This is a genomic window from Corynebacterium sp. HMSC05E07 (assembly GCF_001807225.1).
Taxonomy (GTDB): Bacteria; Actinomycetota; Actinomycetes; order Mycobacteriales; family Mycobacteriaceae; genus Corynebacterium; species Corynebacterium singulare.
This window is the reverse complement of the sequence record NZ_KV788207.1, coordinates 43,997-64,677: the sequence shown is the minus strand read 5'-3', so window position 1 is coordinate 64,677 and position 20,681 is coordinate 43,997. Positions and strand designations below refer to the sequence as shown.

Genomic DNA, 20,681 nt, shown 5'->3' with positions numbered 1-20,681 from the left:
AATGAAGCTGCTTGAGAGCGCTGCCCGCAATTACTCCTGGGGTTCGCGCACGCTGATACCGAACCTATTAGGCGAACCAGAGACTCAGAGCCCTGTTGCTGAGCTGTGGTTCGGCGCACACCCCGCGGATCCCTCAACGATTGATGGCGAACGACTCGACGGCATTATCGCTGCCGACCCAGAAAGCCACGTAGGCCCGCGAGTGACGGCTGACTACGGCGAGAAGCTCCCCTTCCTCCTGAAAATCCTCGCCGCAGCGGAACCGCTGTCACTGCAGGCACACCCGTCCAAAGTCCAGGCCGAAGAAGGCTTTGCCCGAGAGAACGAGGCCGGAATTGACCTGACCGCCTCCAACCGCAACTACAAGGATGACAACCACAAGCCAGAGCTCATCGTGGCGCTCACGGAGTTCTACGCCATGGCGGGCTTTCGTCCACTGGAACAGACTCGTCGCCTCTTTGCCGCGCTGGACTGCCCAGAGCTCGACCACTACGTGAGCATGCTGGCGGACGATCCCGCGGCCGAAAATGATAACCTCCGCGCCCTGTTCACAACGTGGATCACCATTCCCGGTGCCAAGCGCAAGGAACTTATTAACGCCGTGGTCGCTGCCGGTGAGCGCCTTCGTGAGCACGCTGCTGGCGACGAGTGGATGCGCACGGTCATGGACACCGTGGCTCAGCTCAACGAGCAGTACCCGGGTGATATCGGCGTTCTGGGCGCACTGTTGCTCAATCACTTGGTACTGCAGCCAGGTGAAGCGATCTACCTCAACGCCGGTGAGCTGCACGCCTACGTCTCCGGCTTGGGCGTAGAAATTATGGCTAACTCCGACAATGTGCTCCGAGGCGGCCTCACCCCGAAGTTCGTGGATGTTCCGGAATTGGTGAAGGTCCTGACTTATTCCGCCGCGGAGGACCCGCGCGTGGCGCAGGTAGACAAGTCGGGCCAAGACAACGTTCACGGCGCCCAGGCGTGGTCATACCCGGTACCAATTGAGGAATTTGCCCTCGACCGCGTAGAGCTTTCCGGTGAGGACTCCGTGGACGTGGATTTCGACGGCCCCATTATCGTCTTGTGCACATCCGGTGTGGCAGCTCTCAGCAACGAGCAGGGCGACAGCATTGAGCTGACCGCCGGTCATGCTGCGTGGCTTCCGGCACATGACCCTGCCGCCACAATCCGCGCTGTGGAAGGTAAGAGCGCGCAGGTGTTCGTCGCGCGAGTGTAGGCCCGATCACATGACCACCCAAGCTCGTGGAGCTTGGGTGGTCATGGTTATGCGCTGGGTGCTTTAGGGAGCGTCAGCGGTGCTGCCAGACAGCTCGGCTGGAGAGGAGGGCATCTCTGGAATTTCCGCAGAGTCTTCCTCGACAGGAGTCGTACCCTCCGGGGAGTCCTCGGACGTTGTGTCACGTGGGCTGGGGGATGGGCCAAGAGAGGCAGTCTGGACGGATGGCTCCTCGGCGGCGGGCCTGTCGTCGGTAGGAGCTGCCGGAGTCGGGGCCTCGTTGGTGTGAGAAGCTTCCTGCTCGAGGGCGTTGGCGAGCTGAGCCAGCTCCTCGGATTCCCTTCGAGCTGCCTCTTCTTGTGCCTTCTTCTCCGCGTCAGTTGGTTCGTTAAACCCTGCACCGTCGCGTGGCTCTTCCCTGGGCTTTGGTGCTTCTGGAGTCCATCCTGCAGGTTGTGGGGTTGGGTTGTCGCGGTGTGGGGCATCCGCATCGCTCGGCGCCTGAGTGTGCTCTGGCACGTGGGACGGCTGCGGAGCAGGGGAGGCCTGCGGCCCGCTATCACGTGAGTCGGAGTCATCCTGGTGATTCTCGTGCGCGTCCTGCGGGGAGGCGGTGTGCGGCGCTGGCTGGGCGGTGGGCTCCGAACCCGGGGTGACCTTCTGGGTGGACTCTGGGGAAGGAGCGGCAGGCGAGGGTGCTGTGGATTGATCTGCGGGCAGCGGGGTTAGCGGGTAGTTGCTTTCAGTTCTCTGATCCTGCGGTTGCTGATTGTTCAGTGCGGACACGTTGTCAGGGCGGTAAACCGCCGTCGGGCGGGCCGGCTCCGTGCGGTTGAAAACTGCATTGGGTGCCAAGTACGGGTCATCCGCGGGAGCGGCAATCTGCGCCTGCGAAGACTTTGGTTGTGGGGCAGAGGCAGTGGTCGTGTAGGAATGCTCCGCGGACGAGGATGTCGTCGTAGTGACGGAGGCGCTGGTCCCAGCGGTCGCCGCCGAGGGCTCCGTTAAAACAGACTCCGGAGCGCTCATCTGCCAGACAGCAATGCCAATGGCCACCGCGCACAGGAGACCCGCCGCCACAAAAGCGAGGACGCGGCGTGGGGTGCTGGTCATGCTGGGGTCTCCTTTCCGCGCAGAAGGTCACAAGTCGGTAACAACGATAGCATGAAAACCAGCGCAGCTGGTGGTTCCCCTTTCGGCGCCCACATGTGCACAGGATTTTGCCAGGAAAAGGTCGTTTGGCATCGTCCACACGGCCCAGTGTCGTGGCCCTAGACACGGTACGGTGAAGACTAGCGTGACACGGTCTAAAGAATGGTAAAACGTGGGTAAGAGACCTCCCTCGAGGCGAGGAGTGCTGTCGCCCACCACCCCCACAGTTACAGATTTCAGCATCAAGCACCAAGTATGAACAAGCACTAGGTATTAAGGAGAAAACCAATGAGCTCATGGGACGAAGACATCTTCACTGACGAGGCTAACGTCGACTTCCTCGACGAACTGTCGGACCTCGAAGACGACGATATCGTGGCTGCGGTGGATGATGCCTGTGCGCTTGCGGTCTCCGGGGAGGACCAGACCGACGAGGAACAACGCAACGCTCTGGCGGCTGCCACCATCGCTGCAATTTGGGCTGGCGCCCCGTTTAGTGCTGGTGACGTGGTGGAGGACTATCCCTTCATTCGCGAGCTTGCGGGATCCGGTAGCGAGAACCTCAATGAGCATGCTGTGGAGTTGCTTGAAAGCGTAGAAGAGGACTACGACCTCGAGGCTTTCATCGAGGCGCTGTCGTAGTTTTAGAGGTTTTCTACCAGTATGCTGATCAGTATTGAAGGTATCGACGGCGCCGGCAAGAACACCGTCACCCTGCGTCTGTGCGAAGAGCTTGACTGCGCGGTTGAGGTCCTGAGTTTCCCGCGCTATGAGGATTCCATCCATGCACAGCTCGCGCAGCAGGCGCTGTACGGCAATATGGGAGACCTCACCGATTCTGCCTATGGCATGGCCACGCTTTTTGCCTTGGATCGATTGGGTGCGAAGGAGCAGCTGATTGCCGCAGCTGAGGACACCTCGTCCCTTCTCATTCTTGATCGTTATGTGGCCTCCAATGCGGCATATTCGGCTGCCCGAGTGGGTGAGGAGGCCGTCGTTCAGTGGATTTATGACCTAGAGTTTGAACGTTTCGGCCTGCCTGTCCCTCAGCTGCAGATTTTCCTCGATACGGACGTGGCAGTGGCCGGTCAGCGCGCGGTCACCCGGGCGGCGGAGGACGGAACCCGGTCCCGTGACCGCTATGAGCGCGATGCTGGGCTTCAAGCCCGTACGGCCGCTGCCTACCGGCGATTGGCAGATCAGAAGTGGGCAGGGCGGTGGATCGCCACCGCGGATGCCGATATGATTATTCAATCTGTCAAGGACCTTGTAGGAGAACAGTAACGTGGCACCGAAAATCTTGGTCGTGGATGATGACCCGGCAATTGCCGAAATGCTTACCATCGTGCTCGAAGCCGAAGGCTTGGAGCCTATCGCTGTCAATGACGGTAATGAGGCCATTCCTGCCTTCCACGCACACGACCCTGATCTGATCTTGCTGGACCTCATGCTGCCGGGCATGAACGGTGTGGATATCTGCCGCGCCATCCGCACGGAATCTTCGGTACCCATCGTGATGCTCACTGCAAAAACGGACACCGTTGATGTTGTGTTGGGCCTCGAGTCTGGCGCCGATGATTACATCACTAAGCCTTTCAAGCCCAAGGAGCTGATCGCTCGCATTCGCGCACGTTTGCGCCGCACGGATTCTTCTTCTGGTGAAATGATTGAGGTGGGGGACCTGCTTATCGATGTCCCCGAACACACCGTCACTCGCAAGGGCGGTGAGGAGATTTCCCTGACGCCCCTGGAATTCGACCTCCTGCTCGAGATGGCCCGCAAGCCCGGTCAGGTGCATACCCGTGAAGCGTTGTTGGAGTCCGTGTGGGGTTACCGCCACGCTTCGGATACGCGTCTGGTGAATGTGCACGTGCAGCGTCTGCGCGCCAAGATCGAGCACGATCCGGAAGATCCACGCATCGTTCTCACTGTGCGCGGCGTGGGATACAAGACCGGAAAAATCGGCGAGTAAAGGACAGCCGTTATTTTTGTTGGGTTGAGACGCGTCAAGGACGGCGTCGTCGAGCGCTGGCGCACATCCCTGCAGACCCGCGTAATCGGCATGATTCTCGTGGCCTCCGCAGTGGTCATGCTGTTCTTGGCGTATGCGCTGGTCTCCGTGCTGACACAGCAGCTGGTGAGCCAGAAGGAAGACACTGCGCTGCAGGAGCTTGAGCGTGCCCGCGTGGCCGTTGAACAGCAGATTGATGCGACTGGTACGGCGAACTCAACGCAGGTTCGCATCAACTCGGCGCGTGCGGCACTGGGTCAAATGTCAGCGCAGCAAAATGATGCGCAGGCGGTCTATGAGCCGGTTGTCGTCGTCGACAACTCCGACGGGACTGCCACAACCTCCCCAGAGGGCTACCGCATTCCAGAGGGGATGCGCGAGCTCGTCGGCCGCGGGCAGATTGTGCAGCAATACGCCACCGTGGACCAGCAGTCAGGCGCCACCTATAACGCGCTCATGGTGGGCACACCTATCGAGTGCGATATCCCCAACACGCAGGTATACCTTGTGCTCTCGATGGAGTCCGAGGAGTCCACAATGGCGCTGATGCGCGGTTTGCTCTCCGCAGCTGGGGTGGTTGTTGTGGTGCTGCTCGTAGGTATTGCGTGGCTGGCTACCCAGCAGGTCATTACCCCAATTCGGTCGGCATCCCGCATTGCACAGCGTCTGGCCGCTGGGCATCTGCGTGAGCGCATGGTGGTGAATTCTGATGATGAAATGGGCCGCCTTGCTTCCTCCTTTAACGACATGGCGGACAAGCTGTCTAAACAGATTGCGCAGTTGGAGGAATACGGCGACTTGCAACGCCAGTTCACTTCTGACGTATCGCATGAGCTGCGTACTCCGCTGACGACGGTGCGCATGGCTGCGGACGTCATCGCTGCCGACGCCGATGATTTCAATCCTTATACCAAGCGCTCGACCGAGCTTCTCATCAAAGAGTTGGACCGTTTTGAGGAGCTCCTGGCGGATCTGTTGGAGATCTCGCGCCATGATGCCGGCGTTGCAGATTTGTCGACGGCATCCATTGACATTCGCTCCTGCATCGATTCCGCTATGAGCCAGGTTGAGCACCTTGCGGAAGAACTGGGAGTCGAGGTTCGCGTCAACGCCCCAGGAGAGGCTGTGACCGTGGAATGCGATTCACGTCGCGTTGAGCGTATTTTGCGCAACCTTTTGGCCAACGCCATCGACCACTCTGAGGGTAATCCTGTCACGGTGGACGTCGCTGCGACTGATGACGCCGTCGGAATCGCCGTGACAGACTCCGGAGTGGGCCTGAAAGAGGGGCAAGAGGAGCTCGTGTTCAATCGTTTTTGGCGTGCGGATTCTTCACGCAAGCGCCACTCCGGCGGTACTGGCCTGGGCTTGGCTATTGCGCGTGAGGATGCCGTATTGCATGGCGGCACTCTGGATGCGACAGGATACTTGGGCGTGGGTTCGCGTTTCCGACTCATCCTCCCGCGCACTCCAGGTCACAAGATAGAGTCCGAGCCTATTGCTTTGGTGGTACCGGGAGCACCGAGCCCGGACCAGATTCACGCAGATGAGCAAGCTGCCTTGCCCTCCGGCTTCAGCTCTGAAAGCGTGGGCGTAGCGAGCGTAGTAGACGGCATGGGAATGGTGGGAAACACGGTTACCGTCGACGCCGCATTCCGAGACAGCGGCGCCACTGCGTCACAGAGCACGACCACCGGGGATGACGCCGGCATCGTGTGGCCCTCGGAACGTGAGTCCCGAGCTGCTGCCGCTATGGACTCGGAGACTCCCTTCAACCAGGAGCGCGTTGCCGATTTCGACGAGGAGGCCCAGCGATGACCCCCGCTCGCCGTGTTCTCGCTGTTCTCAGCTGTATCTCACTGAGCACTCTCGTGGGCTGCTCTACACTGCCGCATGACACCGACCCCCAGGTCATAGGCACCTTTGAACCACACGAACGGGTCGAGGATGCCGTCGTCGAACCGCGTACCGATAGTGACCCGGATCTTTTGATCCGTGATTTCTATTCCGCGGCGGCGATCCCCACTAGCAACTACGCCGCCGCACGCACCTTCCTGGCCTCCGACATTGCTGACACATGGGATCCCACGAATACGGTCCTTGTCGTGGATTCCATCGATCTGGTGACCTCCAAGATGGACGATGGTGTGTTGGAGTATTCGGTGCGCGGCAACATCATCGGCCGCCTCGCCGATGGCGGTGCCTATGTTCCCGATAACTCACGCATTGAGGCCACCGTCCGCCTGAGCCAATTTGATGGTCAGTGGCGGATTACGGATCTGCCCACTGGTGCGGTTATCGAGCGCACCGAGTTGCGCAACCGTTATCGCCCTCAGTCGTTGTATTTCTATGACGTCACCCAGCGCGTGCTCGTCGCTGATAGGCGGTGGCTCTACACAGGTAAGGATTCCATCGCCGCTGAGCTCGTGACGCTGCTGCTCCAGGGGGCATCCTCCGATATCTCGCCGGCCATTTCCACCCTGGTTCCTAAGGACGCCACCTTCCTGGGGATCAACGACGGGGTGTATGAGTTCAGCGGCATGTCAGGAATGTCGCAGGAGGAACGCCTCAAGTTCGCAGCCCAGTTGGTGTGGACGCTCAACAATGCGGAAGTGGCTAGCACTGTGCGAGCCACCATCGACGGCAGCCCCATGGTTGATGGCATGGAGGAGATGACCATCGATGACTTCGCGGAGTTTAACCCGGAAGTCGCGGCGCAATCCGTGGCCAAGCTCTATGCGGTCAATGATGGCTCCCTTCTTGACATCACCGCGGACGGGCCCACCGAGCTCGCTGGCCCACCTGGCGAGATCAGCGATATTCAATCCGCCGACATCTCAGATGAGGGATTAGTGGCGGCCATACGCAAGCGTTCCGAGAATGAGTCACAGCTATTCATGGGCGAGCTCGACCACAACCTTGGTGATTCCGTCACGGGCAAAACGCTTGCCCGCCCCACGTTCGAGATGGGCGGTCAAGTGGCATGGACCGTCATCGACGGCGAACATGTCGTTCGCGTGACGCGGTCTCCGGCTACTGGTGAACTGAGCACGTCTGAGGTGGATACCTCGGCTCTCGATAGCATTGATGGCGAGATCTCCGTCATCCGCCTATCCACTACGGGGGCGCGTATCGCCATGATTATCGACGGCAGCATCTACACTGGCGTCGTTGCTCGTGCGACCTCGGGAGAGCGGCGCATTGTCAATGTCCACCAGGTCGGCCCTGAGCTCACTGGCTCGGCGCTCTCGTTGGAATGGCAAGCTGATGGCTCACTGCTGGTAGGCACGTCAGCCTCGAGCTCGCCGGTATGGCGTGTGGAGCAGGATGGATCTGCTGCCACCACGTTGCCGACGGGTAACATCACTGCTCCCGTGGTCGCGGTGGCAGCGTCGCCGTCGACGCTGTATGTCACCGACACCCACGCGACTTTGCAGATGCCCGCAGGTGGCTCGGAGAGCTCCTACTGGCGTGAGGTCGATGGTTTGCGCGGCGTGCGGTCCTCACCGATTGTCCCGCGTTAAGCTTCGCTTCGGCAGTCTCACCACAGCAACGTCGCGTCGTCACGGCTACTGTAGGCGCTATGCCGAAGAACTGGGGGATGGGGGAGCTGGCCGCCTCGCTCGTGGAACTCGTCCTACCGCGTCCCTGTGCCGGCTGCGGCGCAGCGACTGAAGCGGGAGGGGTGCTCTGTGGTGCTTGCCAGGAGCATCTGCGCCACGTTCCGCGCCGGGTGGAACGGCCGATTCCACTGGGCTTTCCCGCGTGGGCGTTGGGGCCCTATTCGGATACGCGCCGTGGCGTCATCATTGCGATGAAAGAACGCGGTAATCAGGCGGTGCGCAGGCACGTCGGTGCGGTGCTGGCGGCGGGGATCGAGTATCTGCGTGCGCGTGGCGATATTCCAGAGACGGCCGTGTTGGTGCCCGCGCCGACTCGGGCTTCCTCGGCGCGTCAGCGAGGGGGAGATCCCGTTACCGCGATGTGTGAGGCGGCTGAGGCACGCCTGCCGGGTTGGCGGACGGTGGTCGCCCTGGCCACAGCAGAATCAAGCGCAGACCAGTCGGAGCTTACGGCAGGGGAGCGAGCCGACAATATGCGATCGGCAGTGCTGTTGCGTCCCTGTGCGCAGCAGCTGCGAGGGCGTGCGGTGCTGCTTGTCGACGATGTCGTGACCACCGGTGCCACCCTACGCGCGAGTGCAGCGCGGGTGAGGGCCGTCGGGGGTGACGTGGTCGGCGCGATTGTGCTGGCAGATGCGTAAGGGGATGCGTCGACAAGCACGTGCCGAGGGGGCCGGTGGATCCGTTGGTTATGACCAGTGGTAGCATGAGGGGTGTCACAGGGAAGCGGGCACGAAGCCTTCATCACAGGCCTTGGATAGTCCGCAGAATGTGCGTCATTCAGTCCCCACGAGTAAAGGGAGGCATTTACATGTCCCAGCAGACCAACGCTCAAATCACCATCACGGGCCGCAACGTGGAAGTTCCGGAACACTTCCAGGAGCGCGTCGCGGACAAGCTGGCCAAGATTGAGCGCCTTGATCCGACTCTGACGTTCTTCCATGTGGAGCTGCAGCACGAGCCTAACCCCCGCCGCGAATCTCAGGCTAACCGTCTACAGATCACCGCTACCGGCAAGGGTCACATCGCCCGCGCTGAGGCCAAGGAAGATTCCTTCTACGCCGCCCTCGAGACGGCGTTGGGTAAGATGGAGCGCTCCCTGCGCAAGGTGAAGGTACGCCGTGAGAACGTGAAATCCGGCCACCGCGCACCGAAGAGCACCGGCCAGCTCGCCGCCGAGATGGTGGCGGAAGCTGAAGCCTCCAAGGCTGCCAAGGAAGATCGCTACATCGATCCCTACGCAGAGACCGTTGAGGATGTTCGCCCAGGCCAGATCGTGCGCTTCAAGGAGCACCCGGCCACCCCGATGTCCGTCGATGATGCCCTCAGCGAGATGGAGCTGGTGGGACACGACTTCTACCTCTTCGTTAACGAGGAGAACAACAAGCCATCCGTGGTGTACCGTCGCCACGCCTTTGACTACGGCCTCATCTCCCTGACTGAGGAGAACGAAGAGAGCTAAGCTCTCGTGCCTTCCCGTCTAGTTGCGTAAGTCAAGCGCATACTGGTCGCCGAAGAGCCAAAGGCCCTCGCTGCACTGTGGACTGTGCGGCGAGGGCCTTCTTGCTCTGTACTGATAGGCGGATTCCTAGAGGGAGAATTGGCTCGATAGGCGGACTTCTTGCTCGGCCACGAATTGGAGTGGAATCAGCGCGATAGCTAGCGGGGCGACGATGAGCAAATCCGTGCCGAAGTTTTCGGTTGGATGCGTGTTAGGGGCGTGAGAGCTTTTAGCGATTTCTAATGCTCCGGTCATAATGGTGCTATAGAGCCACATGGCACTTCCGCCTTGTGGGGCATCGTCTTCGGCAGCAAAGGCGGCAGGGGCGGTGAGCGTGCTGACCGCCAGGGCGGTGGAGGTGGCTGCGGCTACGGCAAACCTGGAAAGCTTCATGGTTTAGTCCTTTTCGTGTAGGGCGTGGAGTGGACATTCCTCGGGACGAAGCGAGAGGAGCAAGATGAACATCGTTCACCTTTGTTAAGGAAATCGTTGTCCTCCACGGAATTGTTAACAGGGAGAACTGAGTGAACGTCGAACTCGCGGTGGAGTGAGGCAGTGTAGAGAGACTTTGGGCTAGCCCTGCAGCGAGGCTTAAAAGCTAGTGAGTACAATGGCGACGAGTTAACTATATTGTCGCGACAAGAAGGACTATCTAGACGTGTTTGGACTTTCCAAGCTGCTCCGCGCCGGTGAGGGACGCACCGTGAAGCGCCTAGCCAAGATGGCTGATGATGTTATTGCCCTCGAAGAAGACTTTGGCAAGCTCACGGATGATGAGCTGAAGGCGAAGACTGACGAGTTTAAGGAGCGCCTGGATAAGGGCGAGAAGCTCAACGACATTCTGCTTGAGGCCTTCGCCACCGTGCGTGAGGCTGCATGGCGTGTGCTGGACCAGAAGCACTACAAGGTTCAGATCATGGGTGGTGCTGCTCTGCACTTCGGCAACGTTGCTGAGATGCGCACCGGTGAGGGTAAGACCCTCACCTCGCTGCTGCCGGCTTACCTCAACGCGCTTGAGGGCAAGGGCGTGCACATCGTGACCGTCAACGACTACCTGGCTAAGCGTGACGCTGAAATGATGGGTCGTGTGCACCGCTGGCTCGGTCTCTCCGTTGGCGTCATCCTTTCTGAGATGCGCCCAGCGGAGCGTAAGGAAGCCTACAACTGCGATATCACCTACGGCACCAACAACGAGCTGGGCTTTGACTACCTGCGCGACAACATGGTCCGCTCGCTCGATGACACCGTGCAGCGCGGCCACAACTACTGCATCGTCGATGAGGTGGACTCCATCCTGATCGATGAGGCCCGTACCCCGCTCATTATTTCCGGCCCGGTTGATGGCTCTTCCCAGTTCTACAGCGTCTTCTCCCAGCTCGCTCCGAAGATGCGTGAAGGCATCCACTACGAGGTGGACCACAAGAAGCGCACCATTGGTGTGCTGGAGGACGGTGTTGAGTTCGTCGAGGATCAGCTTGGCATCGACAACCTGTATGCCCCAGAGCACTCCCAGTTGGTGTCCTACCTCAATAATGCTCTTAAGGCTAAAGAACTTTTCACCCGCGATAAGGACTACATTGTCCGCAACGGCGAGGTCATGATCGTCGATGGCTTCACTGGCCGTGTGCTGGCTGGCCGCCGCTACAACGAGGGAATGCACCAGGCTATCGAGGCCAAGGAGCAGGTGGAGATCAAGAACGAGAACCAGACTCTGGCCACCGTTACCCTCCAGAACTACTTCCGTCTGTACAACAAGATTTCCGGCATGACCGGTACCGCCGAGACCGAAGCAGCCGAGCTGCACTCGATCTACGGCCTGGATGTTGTGCCGATTCCGACCAACAAGCCGAACCAGCGTGCTGACCGCGCTGACCGCATTTACAAGACTCAGGAAGCTAAGTTCGCCGCAGTGGTGGATGACATTGCTGAGCACGTTGAGTCTGGTCAGCCGGTCCTGGTGGGTACCACCTCGGTGGAGCGTTCGGAGTACTTGTCGCAGCTTCTGAGCAAGCGTGGCATCAAGCACTCCGTGCTGAACGCAAAGCACCACGAAGAAGAAGGCCAGATCGTTGCTCGTGCTGGTCGCCCTGGCGCCGTCACCGTGGCCACCAACATGGCCGGCCGTGGTACCGATATCGTGCTGGGTGGCAACCCGGAAGTCATCCTGGATGAGAAGCTGCGCGAACGTGGCCTCGATCCTTTCGAGGATGAAGAAAAGTACCAAGAGGCTTGGGACGCCGAGATTGACGCGGAGAAGGAGCACTCCAAGAAGCTGGGTGACCAGGTCCGCGAAGCCGGTGGTCTCTATGTGCTGGGTACTGAGCGTCACGAGTCGCGCCGTATTGATAACCAGCTGCGTGGTCGTTCTGGCCGTCAGGGTGACCCGGGTGAGACCCGCTTCTACCTGTCCATGCGTGATGAGCTGATGGTGCGCTTCGTGGGTCAGTCCATGGAGAACATGATGAATCGTCTCAATGTGCCGGACGATGTTCCGATTGAGGCCAAGATGGTCTCCAACTCCATTAAGGGCGCCCAGGCGCAGGTTGAGAACCAGAACTTTGAGATGCGTAAGAACGTGCTCAAGTACGATGAGGTCCTCAACGAGCAGCGCAAGGTTGTCTACGCCACCCGTCACGATATTCTCGATTCTGGTGACATTAAGGACAACATCCGCACGATGATCGATGACACCGTCTCGGCCTATGTGGCCGGCGCAACTGCCACCGGATACGTGGAGGACTGGAACCTCGATGAGTTGTGGAACGCGTTGGACTCGCTGTACGGTCCCACCATGTCGCACGAATCCCTCGTGGAGGGGTCCGCGTATGGTTCGGCAGGTGAGCTTTCTGCAGAGCAGTTGCGTGACGCTTTGCTTGCCGACGCCAACAAGGAGTACGACAAGCTGGAAGACGCCGTCATTGCCATCGGCGGTGAGAACCAGATGCGTAACACTGAGCGCATGATCATCCTCCCGATCATCGACCAGAAGTGGCGTGAGCACCTCTACGAGATGGATTACCTCAAGGAGGGCATTGGTCTGCGTGCCATGGCGCAGCGCGATCCGCTGGTTGAGTACCAGAAGGAGGGCGGCGACATGTTCAACGCAATGAACGACGGCGTGAAGGAAGAAACCGTGCGCCAGCTGTTCATGTTGCGCAAGCAGTTCAAGGCTCAGGAAGAAGCCAACGCTGCTGAAGCAGGCGAGGCAGCCGGTGCAGACACCGCTGGTCAGTCTGAGGCTTAGGAAGTAGTTCACAGCATCTTGAGAAGGCGCTGCGGGGTTGTCTCCCCGTGGCGTCTTTTCATTGGAAGCACTTAGTTATATACTGTCAGAATCTTATTCATTTCGCGCCCCCGGAGGTTCGTATCACTATGCGCCGCATGTCTTTGCGAGTAGGTTTGTCCGTCTTTGCCTCCGCCACCCTTCTGGGCGGCGGCGCGGTTGCTTCTGCCTTTGAGGCAGCTCCGGAGGAGCAGTGCCACCTGTCCTCCGTTCTGGGCTCGGAGGGCAGTGCCGAGGCTGAGGGCTCTTCCGTTCTGGAGGGTATGAGCTCCTCCGCGGCGGCCGCTTCTCAGTGCGGCACTGCCGCTGATGCGCCAGTTGAGGCTGGCTCTTCCGCTGCAGCTCCGGCCACGGGTGCTGCCACCCAGGCCACCATGTTCGGTGGCATCAGCTTGGCGCTCATCAGTGCATCCGCAGCCTTCGCCGGCATCGACTGGACGCCGATCCTCATCAAGCTGGGGTCCTGGTTCTAAGGCCTAGGGTCTCTAGGGGATAGAGCCCTATGCTGGTGCCGCGTGGGGAGGAGAGCGCATCAGAGCTGGGTTCGCGGGCCGACGGAGAGCATCCGGAATGATTGCAGCTGCCTGCCCGCAGCAGCGCCTGTAAACGCGCGCTGCTGACCACCAATCACGGCGGAGCCGAAGTATTCTCCGTTCTCGCGCGCATGTAAACTGCTGAGCGCTATGCGCCCTCGGCTTTCATCGGCGGGCAGCGCCTTTTTCCACGCACGGATATGAGTTGAAATCTCCGGAGCGAAGCGGCTGTTGTTGAGGTGACTGAGCGGGCGCAGTGACGCGGCGACCTCTAACACAATAACGACGAGTCCACGAACCTCTTCGCGTGTGGCGAGATCACCAGCAGTTGGCTGGCGGTCATAGCGGATACGCTGAGGAGCGACATAAAGCTGTAGGTGGCTCATGCCGGGGATGGGGACATACACAGTTTCTCTGACCTTCCCAGCGGTGAGCAGCGCAGGGAGAGAAGGGGAGCAAGCTGGACGCCCCTTCATTGTGCCATGCTGGTGCAGTGGCTGGCCACTGATGTGTGCGGTGAGTGAAGGGGTGACGACGCACTGGGAGTTGCAGTAGGCGGTGGGAGCAGTGGGGCTGTATGTTCGCTATACTTTCGGACGATATACACAGCTCAACGCGAAGGGTGAAGATAGAGACTATGCGTGGACTCATCGTCGATTTTGTAGGTGTGCTGGATGGCACCGAGGAAGACGTCAAGCGCTGGCGTGCGCTGTTTGCTGCGGCCAAGGCCAATGGCGTGGCCACCGCTATTCTCTCCAACGATCCGGGCGGCCCAGGCGCGGAGCACATCCGCGAGTGGGAATACCGTGGAATCGTGGATGCGGTCATCCTTTCCGGAGAAGTCGGTGCAGAGAAGCCGGACCGTGCTGCTTTCCAGGCCGCGGCGGATGCCATCGATTTGCCAATTAATGACTGCGTCATGGTGGATGATTCCATCGTCAACGTGCGCGCTGCCGTTGAGAACGGCATGGTGGGCATGCTCTACACGGTCTTCGACCGCACCAGCGTTGAGGTTCAAGCCGTCTTCGATATTGAGGGTGAGTTCTAAATGTCCTCGGACGTGCGTGTCTTCCTGCCTGCCACCTTTGCCATGCTCGCTGAGCTAGAAGAAACCGGGCAGCTTGCTGCCCGCAGCGGGTGGGGGTTCATGGTCACCCCGGCGCTCCGCGAGTTTTACACCGAGGGTGGCGACGAAGAAGAGATTGCATACTCAGCCTTCCTAGAAGCTTCCATGGCCTCGCTGCGTCTTTTAGCTATCGGAGACGAGGAGAAATTCCCGCACCGCCGAGTTGTTATCTCCGTGGACGTTGATGAATCCGTGGTGACGCCGAAGCCTGACATGGGTGAGCCGGTTGTCGCGCTGAATCCGGCCGTCATTACCAAGGACAACCTGCAGGCTATCCACGTCGACATCGAAGAATCTGAAGCGGCCACAGCGAAAGCGATCGAAGCTATCGATAACGCTGACCTCGGTGACGAAGACGCAGAGCTTGCCGTTGGTGATGCTCTGGATAATTTCATGGCTTTCTATGACCCGACGGAGCTGCCCTTCCTCGTTGAGCTGCTGTAGGACCGGCCCTGTCCTCACCTATTTTTCCCTGAGCCATGCCTCCCTGCAGGGCTCTCTTGTTCGAGTGTTTTAAGGAGTACCACCACCATGAAGGCATCCCGCCTGACCACCCTCGTCGCTGCCGCTGCTGTGTCGGTTGCTGCTGTCGCTGTTCCGACTGCCAGCGCCCAGGAGGCTCCCACTCCCGTCGAAACCGCAGTTGACACCACTGCAGAAGCTGTTGCCACCACTGCAGGAGCTACCGCAGAGACCACGACTGACGCTGACAAGCTGATTGACGCTGACGAGCTGACAGAGCCGGATCCGAACATCGCTGAGCAGCCCACAACACCGTGGCTGCGCATCCTCGAGGGATCCTCCGCTGGGCCAGTGGGCGTCATTATCACGATTCTGTTCGGCATCATCAGCCTGGGGATGGCTGCTTACCAGCAGTTTGGGGAATATCTGCCCAAGCTGGGCTAATTACTGATAGTCTGCTTGAGTAAAATCACAGCTCAATCGAAAGGCTCCCTATCATGTCTTCCTCTCGTCTGCGCCGCGTCGTAGCTACCTCTACGCTGTCCGTCGCGCTCATTGCTGGCGGCGTTGTTGCCCCGACCGCAGGTGCGGTGACCACCTCTATCAAGAACGAGAAGTGCACCATCACCTTGAGCGATAAGGAATCGAGCGACCTGTCCAATGCTGAGTCCAAGGACAATGACGTTGACTCGGGCCTCCTGAAGGATGACTACGAGATTCTGCCGAAGGATGCCGCTGCCCGCGCTCGCGCTGTTGAGACACAATCGGATGAGCTGTACCGCGACTTGGCTGCATATGAGACTGAAGCAGAAATCGGCGATGAAGAATCTGCCAAGCGCGCCAAGAACAACGTCAAGGTCGTTGAGACCTTCCGCGACATCGCTCCGGAGTACGTGAAGGCGCTCAACGCGTGCGCAAATAACAAGGAGTTCAACAAGAAGAAGGACTCGGACAGCGACAACACCTCGTCCAATATTGATACCGGCGGAGCTATCCTCTTCGGTGTGACCGGTGGCCTGACCATCATTCTGATGGCTCTCCGTGCGGCCGGCCCGTTCCTCAAGACGATTCTGCCGCCGCAGCTTGCGAACATGATCCCGGCTTAAGCACATAATTCTTAGCGTTACGCCCTCAGCGTTTAGCCCCTAGCGTGTGGCGTTGAGATGTCCGGCCCGAGGCACCTCCCCAGTATGGAAGGAGGAGCCTCGGGCCTTGTGCGTTACGCCCAGTCCACGTTGGTGCGCAGGGCTGCAAGCAGGCTGCGGACAGCATCGCGGCGGCGGGCAGAGGCCGTGCCATCGTCGATGTTGAGATCCAAGCCGCACTCAGGGTCAGCTGGGGGGCCAGCGTGGGTACAGCCGCGGGGGCAGTCCTCGATGGCCTCGGCAAGATCCTCGAAGACGTCGATGACGTTCTCCGCATCGATGTGGGCTAGCCCGAAAGAGCGGATGCCAGGGGTATCGATGATCCATCCGCCCCGTGGGGTGTCACCAGTGGCAGGAAGGCGCAGAGCTACCGACTGCGTCGAGGTGTGACGGCCCTTGCCCACGGCAGAAACCTCACCGGTTTCTCGGTGAGCGTCCGGAACGAGGCGGTTGACCAAGGTGGACTTACCTACGCCGGAATGGCCGATGAGGGCGGTAACGTGGCCGTCGATAGCCGCGCAGACCTCCGTGAGGTCATCGTCCACGCCGGCCTCGACCACCGTGACATTCAGATCCTCGAATTCCTTGGCAAACGGCGTGGGATCGGTGAGATCAGTTTTGGTCAGGCAGAGCACGGGCCGAATATTGCCGGCAAAGGCGGCAATGAGCGCGCGCTCAACAAACCCAGAGCGCGGCGGAGGATCCGCCACGGCGGTGACGATGAGGAGACGGTCGGCATTCGCCACGACGATGCGCTCATAAGGGTCCGTATCGTCGGCAGTGCGGCGCAGGACGGAGGTGCGGTCTTCGAGTTTGACGATGCGCGCCAGCGTATCTTTCTTGCCCGAGGTGTCGCCCACGACACCAACGCGGTCGCCGACCTCCACCGGGGTGCGGCCCATTTCCCGGGCGCGCATAGCGGTAACAACGGGGCCATTATTATCCAGCGCTACTCCCCAGCGCCCACGGTCCTTGGTGATGACCATGCCGAACTTGGCGTCCTTGTGTTTCGGACGGTCCTTCGTTCGCGGACGTGAGCCCTTGCCAGGGCGGATGCGGACATCGGATTCGTCATAACTGCGTGCTCGTCTAGCCATGAACCATGGCCTCCCACATGTCGGCGAAGCCAGGCAAGGTCTTTGAGGTGCATTCGATGTCATCGATGTCCACGCCCTCGACGGCCAGGCCAATGATGGCGCCGGCGGTGGCCATGCGATGATCCGCATAAGCATGCCACTGACCGCCGTGGAGTGGGGCGGGGGTGATGCGGAGGCCGTCGTCAAGCTCAGTGACGTTGCCTCCCAGACCGTTGATCTCCGCAGCGAGCGCTGCCAGTCGGTCCGTCTCGTGACCACGCAGGTGAGCAATGCCCGTGAGCGTCGACGGCGTTGAGGCCAGCGCGCACAAAGCAGCAACGGTTGGGGCGAGCTCACCTATAGCTGACATGTCTAGGTCAATGCCGCGCAGCCCAGACAATCCCTCCGCCGGGCCGGTGACCGTAAGGTGCGGGTCCTTCCGTGGTCTCTGCGGCACATATTCCACGGTGGCGCCCATCTGCTCGAGGATGCTGCGGAATGCATCGCCCGGTTGGCACGTCTCTTCGGGCCAGTGAGGAATACTCACGCTGCCGCCCGCGACGGCCGCAGCGGCGAGGAAAGGAGTGGCGTTGGACAGGTCCGGCTCAATGTGCCACTCGCGGCCCTGAATCGGTCCCGGATGCACGACCCACGTGTTGTCTGCCGCGAAAGCTTCAACACGGGCCTCTCGCAGCATAGAAATGGTCATCGCAATATGCGGCTGGGAAGGCACAGGTTCTCCCTGGTGACGCACGACGAGACCATTGCGGTAGCGCGCCGCAGCCAGGAGAAGTCCGGAGATGAACTGGGAGGACGAGGAGGCGTCGATCGTGACCTCGTATGTGTCCGGGATTCCCCGCGGTGTGATGCGCAGCGGCAGGCTATCGCCGTCCACGTCCACACCAAGTTCTCTCAATGCGGCAGTCATGGTGGACATAGGGCGCTTGCGGGCGTAGGGGTCACCGTCCAGGAGCACCGGACCATCCGCCAGCGCTGCTACCGGTGGTAGAAAGCGCATGACGGTACCTGCGAGGCCACAGTCAATCTCTGCGCCGCGAAGCGTTTCAGCTGGGAAAACGCGAAGATGGGGACCCCACGGGACGAATCCCGCTCCCATGGCGTGCAACCCGTCTTTCATGAGTTCGGTATCGCGCGAGACCAGCGGGTTGTAAATGATTGACGCGGAGTCAGCCAAGGCAGCGAGGACGAGGGCGCGATTGGTCATCGACTTCGAGCCCGGGATCTCCTGAGTCCACGACAAAGGGCCGGTGGGTTGGGGTGCACTCCAGAAAGCAGACATGTAGTCCATAATAAAGGGCATGTGCGGAAGATTTGTACTGTTCACTGAGTCCCTCCTTGAGGAGGTCGGGGAGTGGGAATCCATTACTGAGGTCCATGCCCCCGAAGGCCTGCCGCCAGCGCGCTACAACATCGCGCCGACGCAGCCCGTGGCCATCGTGCGGGTGGAGGACAACACGGCGCGGATCGATCCGGCGCGCTGGGGCCTCCTACCGCATTGGAAGAAGGACATGGATGGTCCGCCGCTGTTCAACGCGCGTGCTGAGACCGTGGCGACAAAGCCCTCTTTCCGTGATGCCTTTAAAGCCCAGCGCTGTGTGATTCCTCTTGATGGCTACTACGAATGGAAGGCTGGAGACGAACCAAAAGCCAAGAAACAGCCCTATTACGTCACTGGTCCACATGGGCTGTTGTGGGCAGCGGGCCTGTGGGCCACGGGAATGGATAGATTGTCCGCCACGATGGTGACCACGGAAGCTACTGAGGAGATGGCATGGCTGCATGGCCGGTTGCCTAAATTTCTGACACAGGATGAGATTGCGCCATGGTTAGCGGGGGAGGCTTTGTTGGAGCCAAGCTCTGTGCACGGCTTCAATGCTCGCCCGGCAGACCCTGCGGTGGGTAACGTCCGCAACGATTACGCCGAGCTTATCGACGCACAGCCGTCCAGTACCCTCTTCTGATTCAAGCGCAGTGGTGCTCACGCATGTGTGATTACTGCGTGGAGCTGGGGACCTATTCGGCGAGAAGATCGGTGAAGGTGACCTCGAGGACGGGGGAGAAATCCTCAGGGTTCATCTCGATATCGAGCCCGCGCTTGCCGCCGGAGACAAAGATGGTGTCCCACAGCAACGCAGTTTCATCGATGGCGGTGGGGAGTACATGCTTGTGTCCGAGCGGGGAGATGCCGCCGGGGATGTAGCCAGATGATTTCGACGCATCGGCAGGTTCGGCCATGGATGCCTTGGAGGCGCCGAAGGCAGCAGCAGCTTTCTTGAGGCTGAGCTGGTGGCTCACGGGCAACACGCATACGGCAAGGCGGCGCTTAGGACCTTTTCCTGCGGTGAGATCGATAACGAGGGTTTTGAAGATGCGCTCAGGCTCGACGTCGAGAGCCGCTACGGCTGCTTCCCCGAAGTGATCGCTGCCACCATCGAACGTGGTGACGCGGTGCTCGATTCCGGCTTCTTCAAGAATCTTGAGGGCGGGGGTAGCTGCGTGAGGGGTCTTCTTAGCCATGAAAACCACCCTAGCCTGTCAACGCTAGGATGGAATCCATGGCCACAGACACAACGAGTGCGACCGAGACTGCCGAGGAGCAGCGCGAACAGCAAAGGCTGTTTGAAGAGCAAGCCCTGCCGTTGCTGGACCAGCTCTACGGTGGCGCCATGCGCCTCACCCGCAATCCACAAGATGCGGAGGACTTGATTCAAGAAACTTATTTGAAGGCGTACAAGAACTTCAGCTCCTTCAAGCAAGGCACCAATCTCAAGGCGTGGCTTTATCGCATCATGACGAACACGTACATCAACTCTTACCGCAAGGCCCAGCGCCGGCCTACGGAGTCGTCAGCAGATGAGCTCAGCGATTTTCAGCTCTACACCACGGCCGGGCACGATTCGACCGGCCTAGAGTCAGCCGAGGTAGCGGCCTTGAAGCAGATGCCGGACTCGCAGATTTCCGAGGCGATGAATGACCTACCGGAGGACTATCGCATGGTCGTCTACTACGCGGATGTGGAGGGGCTGGCCTACAAGGAAATCGCCGAGGTCATGGGAACTCCGTTAGGAACCGTGATGAGCCGGCTGCACCGTGGAAGAAAATTGCTAAGGGCGGCGTTGAAGGACGTGGCACGAGAAAAAGGTATTGGCCGTGACCACCCAGAAATGATGTCAGATACGGAGGAGAAGTAATGGAACGCGCAACCGGACGCAACTGCGGTGCGTGCAACTCTCCAGAGGTCAACGCACTCTTTCGGGAGCTGCTCGACGAATCGACGAGTTATGCACGGGCACTGGCCATTCGTGAGCACATTGCTCAGTGCGATGCCTGCCAGGAACGCCTCGACAGCGAAGAGGTGGTGAGAGCCCTCGTGCGTAAGTGCTGTGGTGGACAAGAAGCACCGCAGTCCTTGCGCCAGCGGATTTCGGTGCAGATCACGCGCACTGAGATCACTTGGCGTTAGGTGCGCAGGATCCAGCAAAGGCCCGTTCCCCGCCGTGTGTGCACGGTAGTGGGG

General features: G+C 60.0%; 23 protein-coding genes. 17 read left to right on the top strand and 6 right to left on the bottom strand.

All coding sequences use genetic code 11. The annotated features are described in order from the left end of the window. Nucleotide 1: 1 nt before the first annotated feature. Nucleotides 2–1,231, top strand: coding sequence for a mannose-6-phosphate isomerase, class I (manA, locus tag HMPREF3149_RS02095; RefSeq protein WP_070536215.1), 1,230 nt, complete (start codon nt 2–4; stop codon nt 1,229–1,231). A 63-nt stretch (nt 1,232–1,294) separates the two neighbouring features. Here the strand turns inward: manA and HMPREF3149_RS02090 are convergent, their stop codons facing one another. Continuing rightward, complete coding sequence (locus HMPREF3149_RS02090; RefSeq protein WP_070536213.1) at nt 1,295–2,344, bottom strand: hypothetical protein; 1,050 nt, start codon at nt 2,342–2,344, stop codon at nt 1,295–1,297. Between the two features lie 327 nt (nt 2,345–2,671). Here HMPREF3149_RS02090 and HMPREF3149_RS02085 point away from each other — a divergent pair, with 327 nt between their 5' ends. From HMPREF3149_RS02085 to hpf, 7 genes are all read left to right on the top strand, one after another. Continuing rightward, complete coding sequence (locus tag HMPREF3149_RS02085; RefSeq protein WP_042529787.1) at nt 2,672–3,025, top strand: DUF4259 domain-containing protein; 354 nt, start codon at nt 2,672–2,674, stop codon at nt 3,023–3,025. A 21-nt stretch (nt 3,026–3,046) separates the two neighbouring features. Next, a complete protein-coding gene (locus HMPREF3149_RS02080) occupies nt 3,047–3,667 on the top strand; it encodes a dTMP kinase (protein WP_070536211.1) in 621 nt (206 codons plus the stop codon). Nucleotide 3,668: 1 nt separating this feature from the next. Continuing rightward, the gene (mtrA, locus tag HMPREF3149_RS02075) at nt 3,669–4,355 is read left to right on the top strand and encodes an MtrAB system response regulator MtrA (RefSeq protein WP_042529791.1); all 687 of its coding nucleotides are present in this window, start codon (nt 3,669–3,671) and stop codon (nt 4,353–4,355) included. A gap of 90 nt (nt 4,356–4,445) precedes the next feature. After that, entirely contained in the window at nt 4,446–6,212 is a 1,767-nt protein-coding gene (mtrB, locus tag HMPREF3149_RS02070; RefSeq protein WP_083280753.1) for an MtrAB system histidine kinase MtrB, read from the top strand. Next, a complete protein-coding gene (gene lpqB, locus HMPREF3149_RS02065) occupies nt 6,209–7,918 on the top strand; it encodes an MtrAB system accessory lipoprotein LpqB (RefSeq protein WP_070536209.1) in 1,710 nt (569 codons plus the stop codon). Before mtrB ends, lpqB begins: the two co-directional genes overlap by 4 nt. Nucleotides 7,919–7,977: 59 nt before the next feature. After that, nucleotides 7,978–8,658, top strand: coding sequence for a ComF family protein (locus HMPREF3149_RS02060; protein WP_236684025.1), 681 nt, complete (start codon nt 7,978–7,980; stop codon nt 8,656–8,658). Nucleotides 8,659–8,828: 170 nt separating this feature from the next. After that, entirely contained in the window at nt 8,829–9,479 is a 651-nt protein-coding gene (hpf, locus tag HMPREF3149_RS02055) for a ribosome hibernation-promoting factor, HPF/YfiA family (protein WP_042529795.1), read from the top strand. 126 nt (nt 9,480–9,605) lie between these two features. Here hpf and HMPREF3149_RS02050 read toward each other — a convergent pair whose 3' ends face one another. Then, entirely contained in the window at nt 9,606–9,911 is a 306-nt protein-coding gene (locus HMPREF3149_RS02050) for a hypothetical protein (protein ID WP_042529796.1), read from the bottom strand. 265 nt (nt 9,912–10,176) lie between these two features. Here HMPREF3149_RS02050 and secA point away from each other — a divergent pair, with 265 nt between their 5' ends. Further along, the gene (gene secA, locus HMPREF3149_RS02045) at nt 10,177–12,762 is read left to right on the top strand and encodes a preprotein translocase subunit SecA (RefSeq protein WP_070536206.1); all 2,586 of its coding nucleotides are present in this window, start codon (nt 10,177–10,179) and stop codon (nt 12,760–12,762) included. A 137-nt stretch (nt 12,763–12,899) separates the two neighbouring features. Then, nucleotides 12,900–13,274 carry a hypothetical protein gene (locus HMPREF3149_RS02040; protein ID WP_246819918.1) on the top strand — a complete coding sequence of 125 codons (375 nt, stop codon included), beginning with the start codon at nt 12,900–12,902 and terminating at the stop codon, nt 13,272–13,274. A 59-nt stretch (nt 13,275–13,333) separates the two neighbouring features. Here the strand turns inward: HMPREF3149_RS02040 and HMPREF3149_RS02035 are convergent, their stop codons facing one another. Next, complete coding sequence (locus HMPREF3149_RS02035; RefSeq protein WP_236684026.1) at nt 13,334–13,720, bottom strand: hypothetical protein; 387 nt, start codon at nt 13,718–13,720, stop codon at nt 13,334–13,336. A 251-nt stretch (nt 13,721–13,971) separates the two neighbouring features. Between HMPREF3149_RS02035 and HMPREF3149_RS02030 the strand changes: the two genes are divergently transcribed. The 4 genes from HMPREF3149_RS02030 to HMPREF3149_RS02015 all read left to right on the top strand — a co-directional run bounded on the left by HMPREF3149_RS02030 (nt 13,972) and on the right by HMPREF3149_RS02015 (nt 16,028). After that, nucleotides 13,972–14,382 (top strand): HAD-IA family hydrolase, encoded by a 411-nt coding sequence (locus HMPREF3149_RS02030; protein ID WP_042529806.1) that lies wholly within the window; start codon nt 13,972–13,974, stop codon nt 14,380–14,382. A gap of 12 nt (nt 14,383–14,394) precedes the next feature. Further along, on the top strand, nt 14,395–14,904 hold the full coding sequence (locus tag HMPREF3149_RS02025; protein ID WP_210385393.1) for a DUF6912 family protein: 510 nt from the start codon (nt 14,395–14,397) through the stop codon (nt 14,902–14,904). Between the two features lie 87 nt (nt 14,905–14,991). Then, nucleotides 14,992–15,366, top strand: coding sequence for a hypothetical protein (locus HMPREF3149_RS02020; protein WP_042529810.1), 375 nt, complete (start codon nt 14,992–14,994; stop codon nt 15,364–15,366). 53 nt (nt 15,367–15,419) lie between these two features. Beyond that, a complete protein-coding gene (locus HMPREF3149_RS02015) occupies nt 15,420–16,028 on the top strand; it encodes a hypothetical protein (protein WP_070536201.1) in 609 nt (202 codons plus the stop codon). Between the two features lie 113 nt (nt 16,029–16,141). Here the strand turns inward: HMPREF3149_RS02015 and rsgA are convergent, their stop codons facing one another. Together rsgA and aroA are read right to left on the bottom strand one after the other, a co-directional pair. Further along, nucleotides 16,142–17,164: a ribosome small subunit-dependent GTPase A gene (gene rsgA, locus HMPREF3149_RS02010; protein ID WP_042529814.1), complete on the bottom strand. Its 1,023-nt coding sequence runs from the start codon at nt 17,162–17,164 to the stop codon at nt 16,142–16,144. Continuing rightward, nucleotides 17,157–18,464: a 3-phosphoshikimate 1-carboxyvinyltransferase gene (aroA, locus tag HMPREF3149_RS02005; RefSeq protein ID WP_042529816.1), complete on the bottom strand. Its 1,308-nt coding sequence runs from the start codon at nt 18,462–18,464 to the stop codon at nt 17,157–17,159. Before aroA ends, rsgA begins: the two co-directional genes overlap by 8 nt. Here aroA and HMPREF3149_RS02000 point away from each other — a divergent pair. Next, the gene (locus HMPREF3149_RS02000; protein ID WP_070536199.1) at nt 18,463–19,125 is read left to right on the top strand and encodes an SOS response-associated peptidase; all 663 of its coding nucleotides are present in this window, start codon (nt 18,463–18,465) and stop codon (nt 19,123–19,125) included. The two genes, aroA and HMPREF3149_RS02000, sit on opposite strands and share 2 nt — an antisense overlap. 52 nt (nt 19,126–19,177) lie before the next feature. Here HMPREF3149_RS02000 and ybaK read toward each other — a convergent pair whose 3' ends face one another. Then, nucleotides 19,178–19,681, bottom strand: a complete 504-nt coding sequence (gene ybaK / locus HMPREF3149_RS01995) for a Cys-tRNA(Pro) deacylase (RefSeq protein ID WP_042529821.1) — start codon at nt 19,679–19,681, stop codon at nt 19,178–19,180. Nucleotides 19,682–19,719: 38 nt separating this feature from the next. Here ybaK and HMPREF3149_RS01990 point away from each other — a divergent pair, with 38 nt between their 5' ends. Next, complete coding sequence (locus HMPREF3149_RS01990; protein ID WP_070536198.1) at nt 19,720–20,355, top strand: sigma-70 family RNA polymerase sigma factor; 636 nt, start codon at nt 19,720–19,722, stop codon at nt 20,353–20,355. Beyond that, entirely contained in the window at nt 20,355–20,627 is a 273-nt protein-coding gene (rsrA, locus tag HMPREF3149_RS01985) for a mycothiol system anti-sigma-R factor (RefSeq protein WP_042529825.1), read from the top strand. Before HMPREF3149_RS01990 ends, rsrA begins: the two co-directional genes overlap by 1 nt. Nucleotides 20,628–20,681 lie beyond the last annotated feature (54 nt).

Excerpts from the sequence above, each read along its gene's own strand:
- HMPREF3149_RS02015 (WP_070536201.1), top strand. The coding sequence starts at position 15,420 with ATGTCTTCCTCTCGTCTGCGCCGCGTCGTAGCTACCTCTACGCTGTCC.
- hpf (WP_042529795.1), top strand. The coding sequence starts at position 8,829 with ATGTCCCAGCAGACCAACGCTCAAATCACCATCACGGGCCGCAACGTG.
- HMPREF3149_RS02090 (WP_070536213.1), bottom strand. The coding sequence starts at position 2,344 with ATGACCAGCACCCCACGCCGCGTCCTCGCTTTTGTGGCGGCGGGTCTC.
- rsgA (WP_042529814.1), bottom strand. The coding sequence starts at position 17,164 with ATGGCTAGACGAGCACGCAGTTATGACGAATCCGATGTCCGCATCCGC.
- HMPREF3149_RS02030 (WP_042529806.1), top strand. The coding sequence starts at position 13,972 with ATGCGTGGACTCATCGTCGATTTTGTAGGTGTGCTGGATGGCACCGAG.
- HMPREF3149_RS02020 (WP_042529810.1), top strand. The coding sequence starts at position 14,992 with ATGAAGGCATCCCGCCTGACCACCCTCGTCGCTGCCGCTGCTGTGTCG.
- mtrB (WP_083280753.1), top strand. The coding sequence starts at position 4,446 with ATGATTCTCGTGGCCTCCGCAGTGGTCATGCTGTTCTTGGCGTATGCG.
- HMPREF3149_RS02000 (WP_070536199.1), top strand. The coding sequence starts at position 18,463 with ATGTGCGGAAGATTTGTACTGTTCACTGAGTCCCTCCTTGAGGAGGTC.
- HMPREF3149_RS02080 (WP_070536211.1), top strand. The coding sequence starts at position 3,047 with ATGCTGATCAGTATTGAAGGTATCGACGGCGCCGGCAAGAACACCGTC.
- HMPREF3149_RS01990 (WP_070536198.1), top strand. The coding sequence starts at position 19,720 with ATGGCCACAGACACAACGAGTGCGACCGAGACTGCCGAGGAGCAGCGC.
- HMPREF3149_RS02050 (WP_042529796.1), bottom strand. The coding sequence starts at position 9,911 with ATGAAGCTTTCCAGGTTTGCCGTAGCCGCAGCCACCTCCACCGCCCTG.
- manA (WP_070536215.1), top strand. The coding sequence starts at position 2 with ATGAAGCTGCTTGAGAGCGCTGCCCGCAATTACTCCTGGGGTTCGCGC.
- HMPREF3149_RS02035 (WP_236684026.1), bottom strand. The coding sequence starts at position 13,720 with ATGAGCCACCTACAGCTTTATGTCGCTCCTCAGCGTATCCGCTATGAC.
- HMPREF3149_RS02085 (WP_042529787.1), top strand. The coding sequence starts at position 2,672 with ATGAGCTCATGGGACGAAGACATCTTCACTGACGAGGCTAACGTCGAC.
- HMPREF3149_RS02060 (WP_236684025.1), top strand. The coding sequence starts at position 7,978 with ATGCCGAAGAACTGGGGGATGGGGGAGCTGGCCGCCTCGCTCGTGGAA.
- HMPREF3149_RS02040 (WP_246819918.1), top strand. The coding sequence starts at position 12,900 with ATGTCTTTGCGAGTAGGTTTGTCCGTCTTTGCCTCCGCCACCCTTCTG.
- lpqB (WP_070536209.1), top strand. The coding sequence starts at position 6,209 with ATGACCCCCGCTCGCCGTGTTCTCGCTGTTCTCAGCTGTATCTCACTG.
- aroA (WP_042529816.1), bottom strand. The coding sequence starts at position 18,464 with ATGCCCTTTATTATGGACTACATGTCTGCTTTCTGGAGTGCACCCCAA.
- ybaK (WP_042529821.1), bottom strand. The coding sequence starts at position 19,681 with ATGGCTAAGAAGACCCCTCACGCAGCTACCCCCGCCCTCAAGATTCTT.
- rsrA (WP_042529825.1), top strand. The coding sequence starts at position 20,355 with ATGGAACGCGCAACCGGACGCAACTGCGGTGCGTGCAACTCTCCAGAG.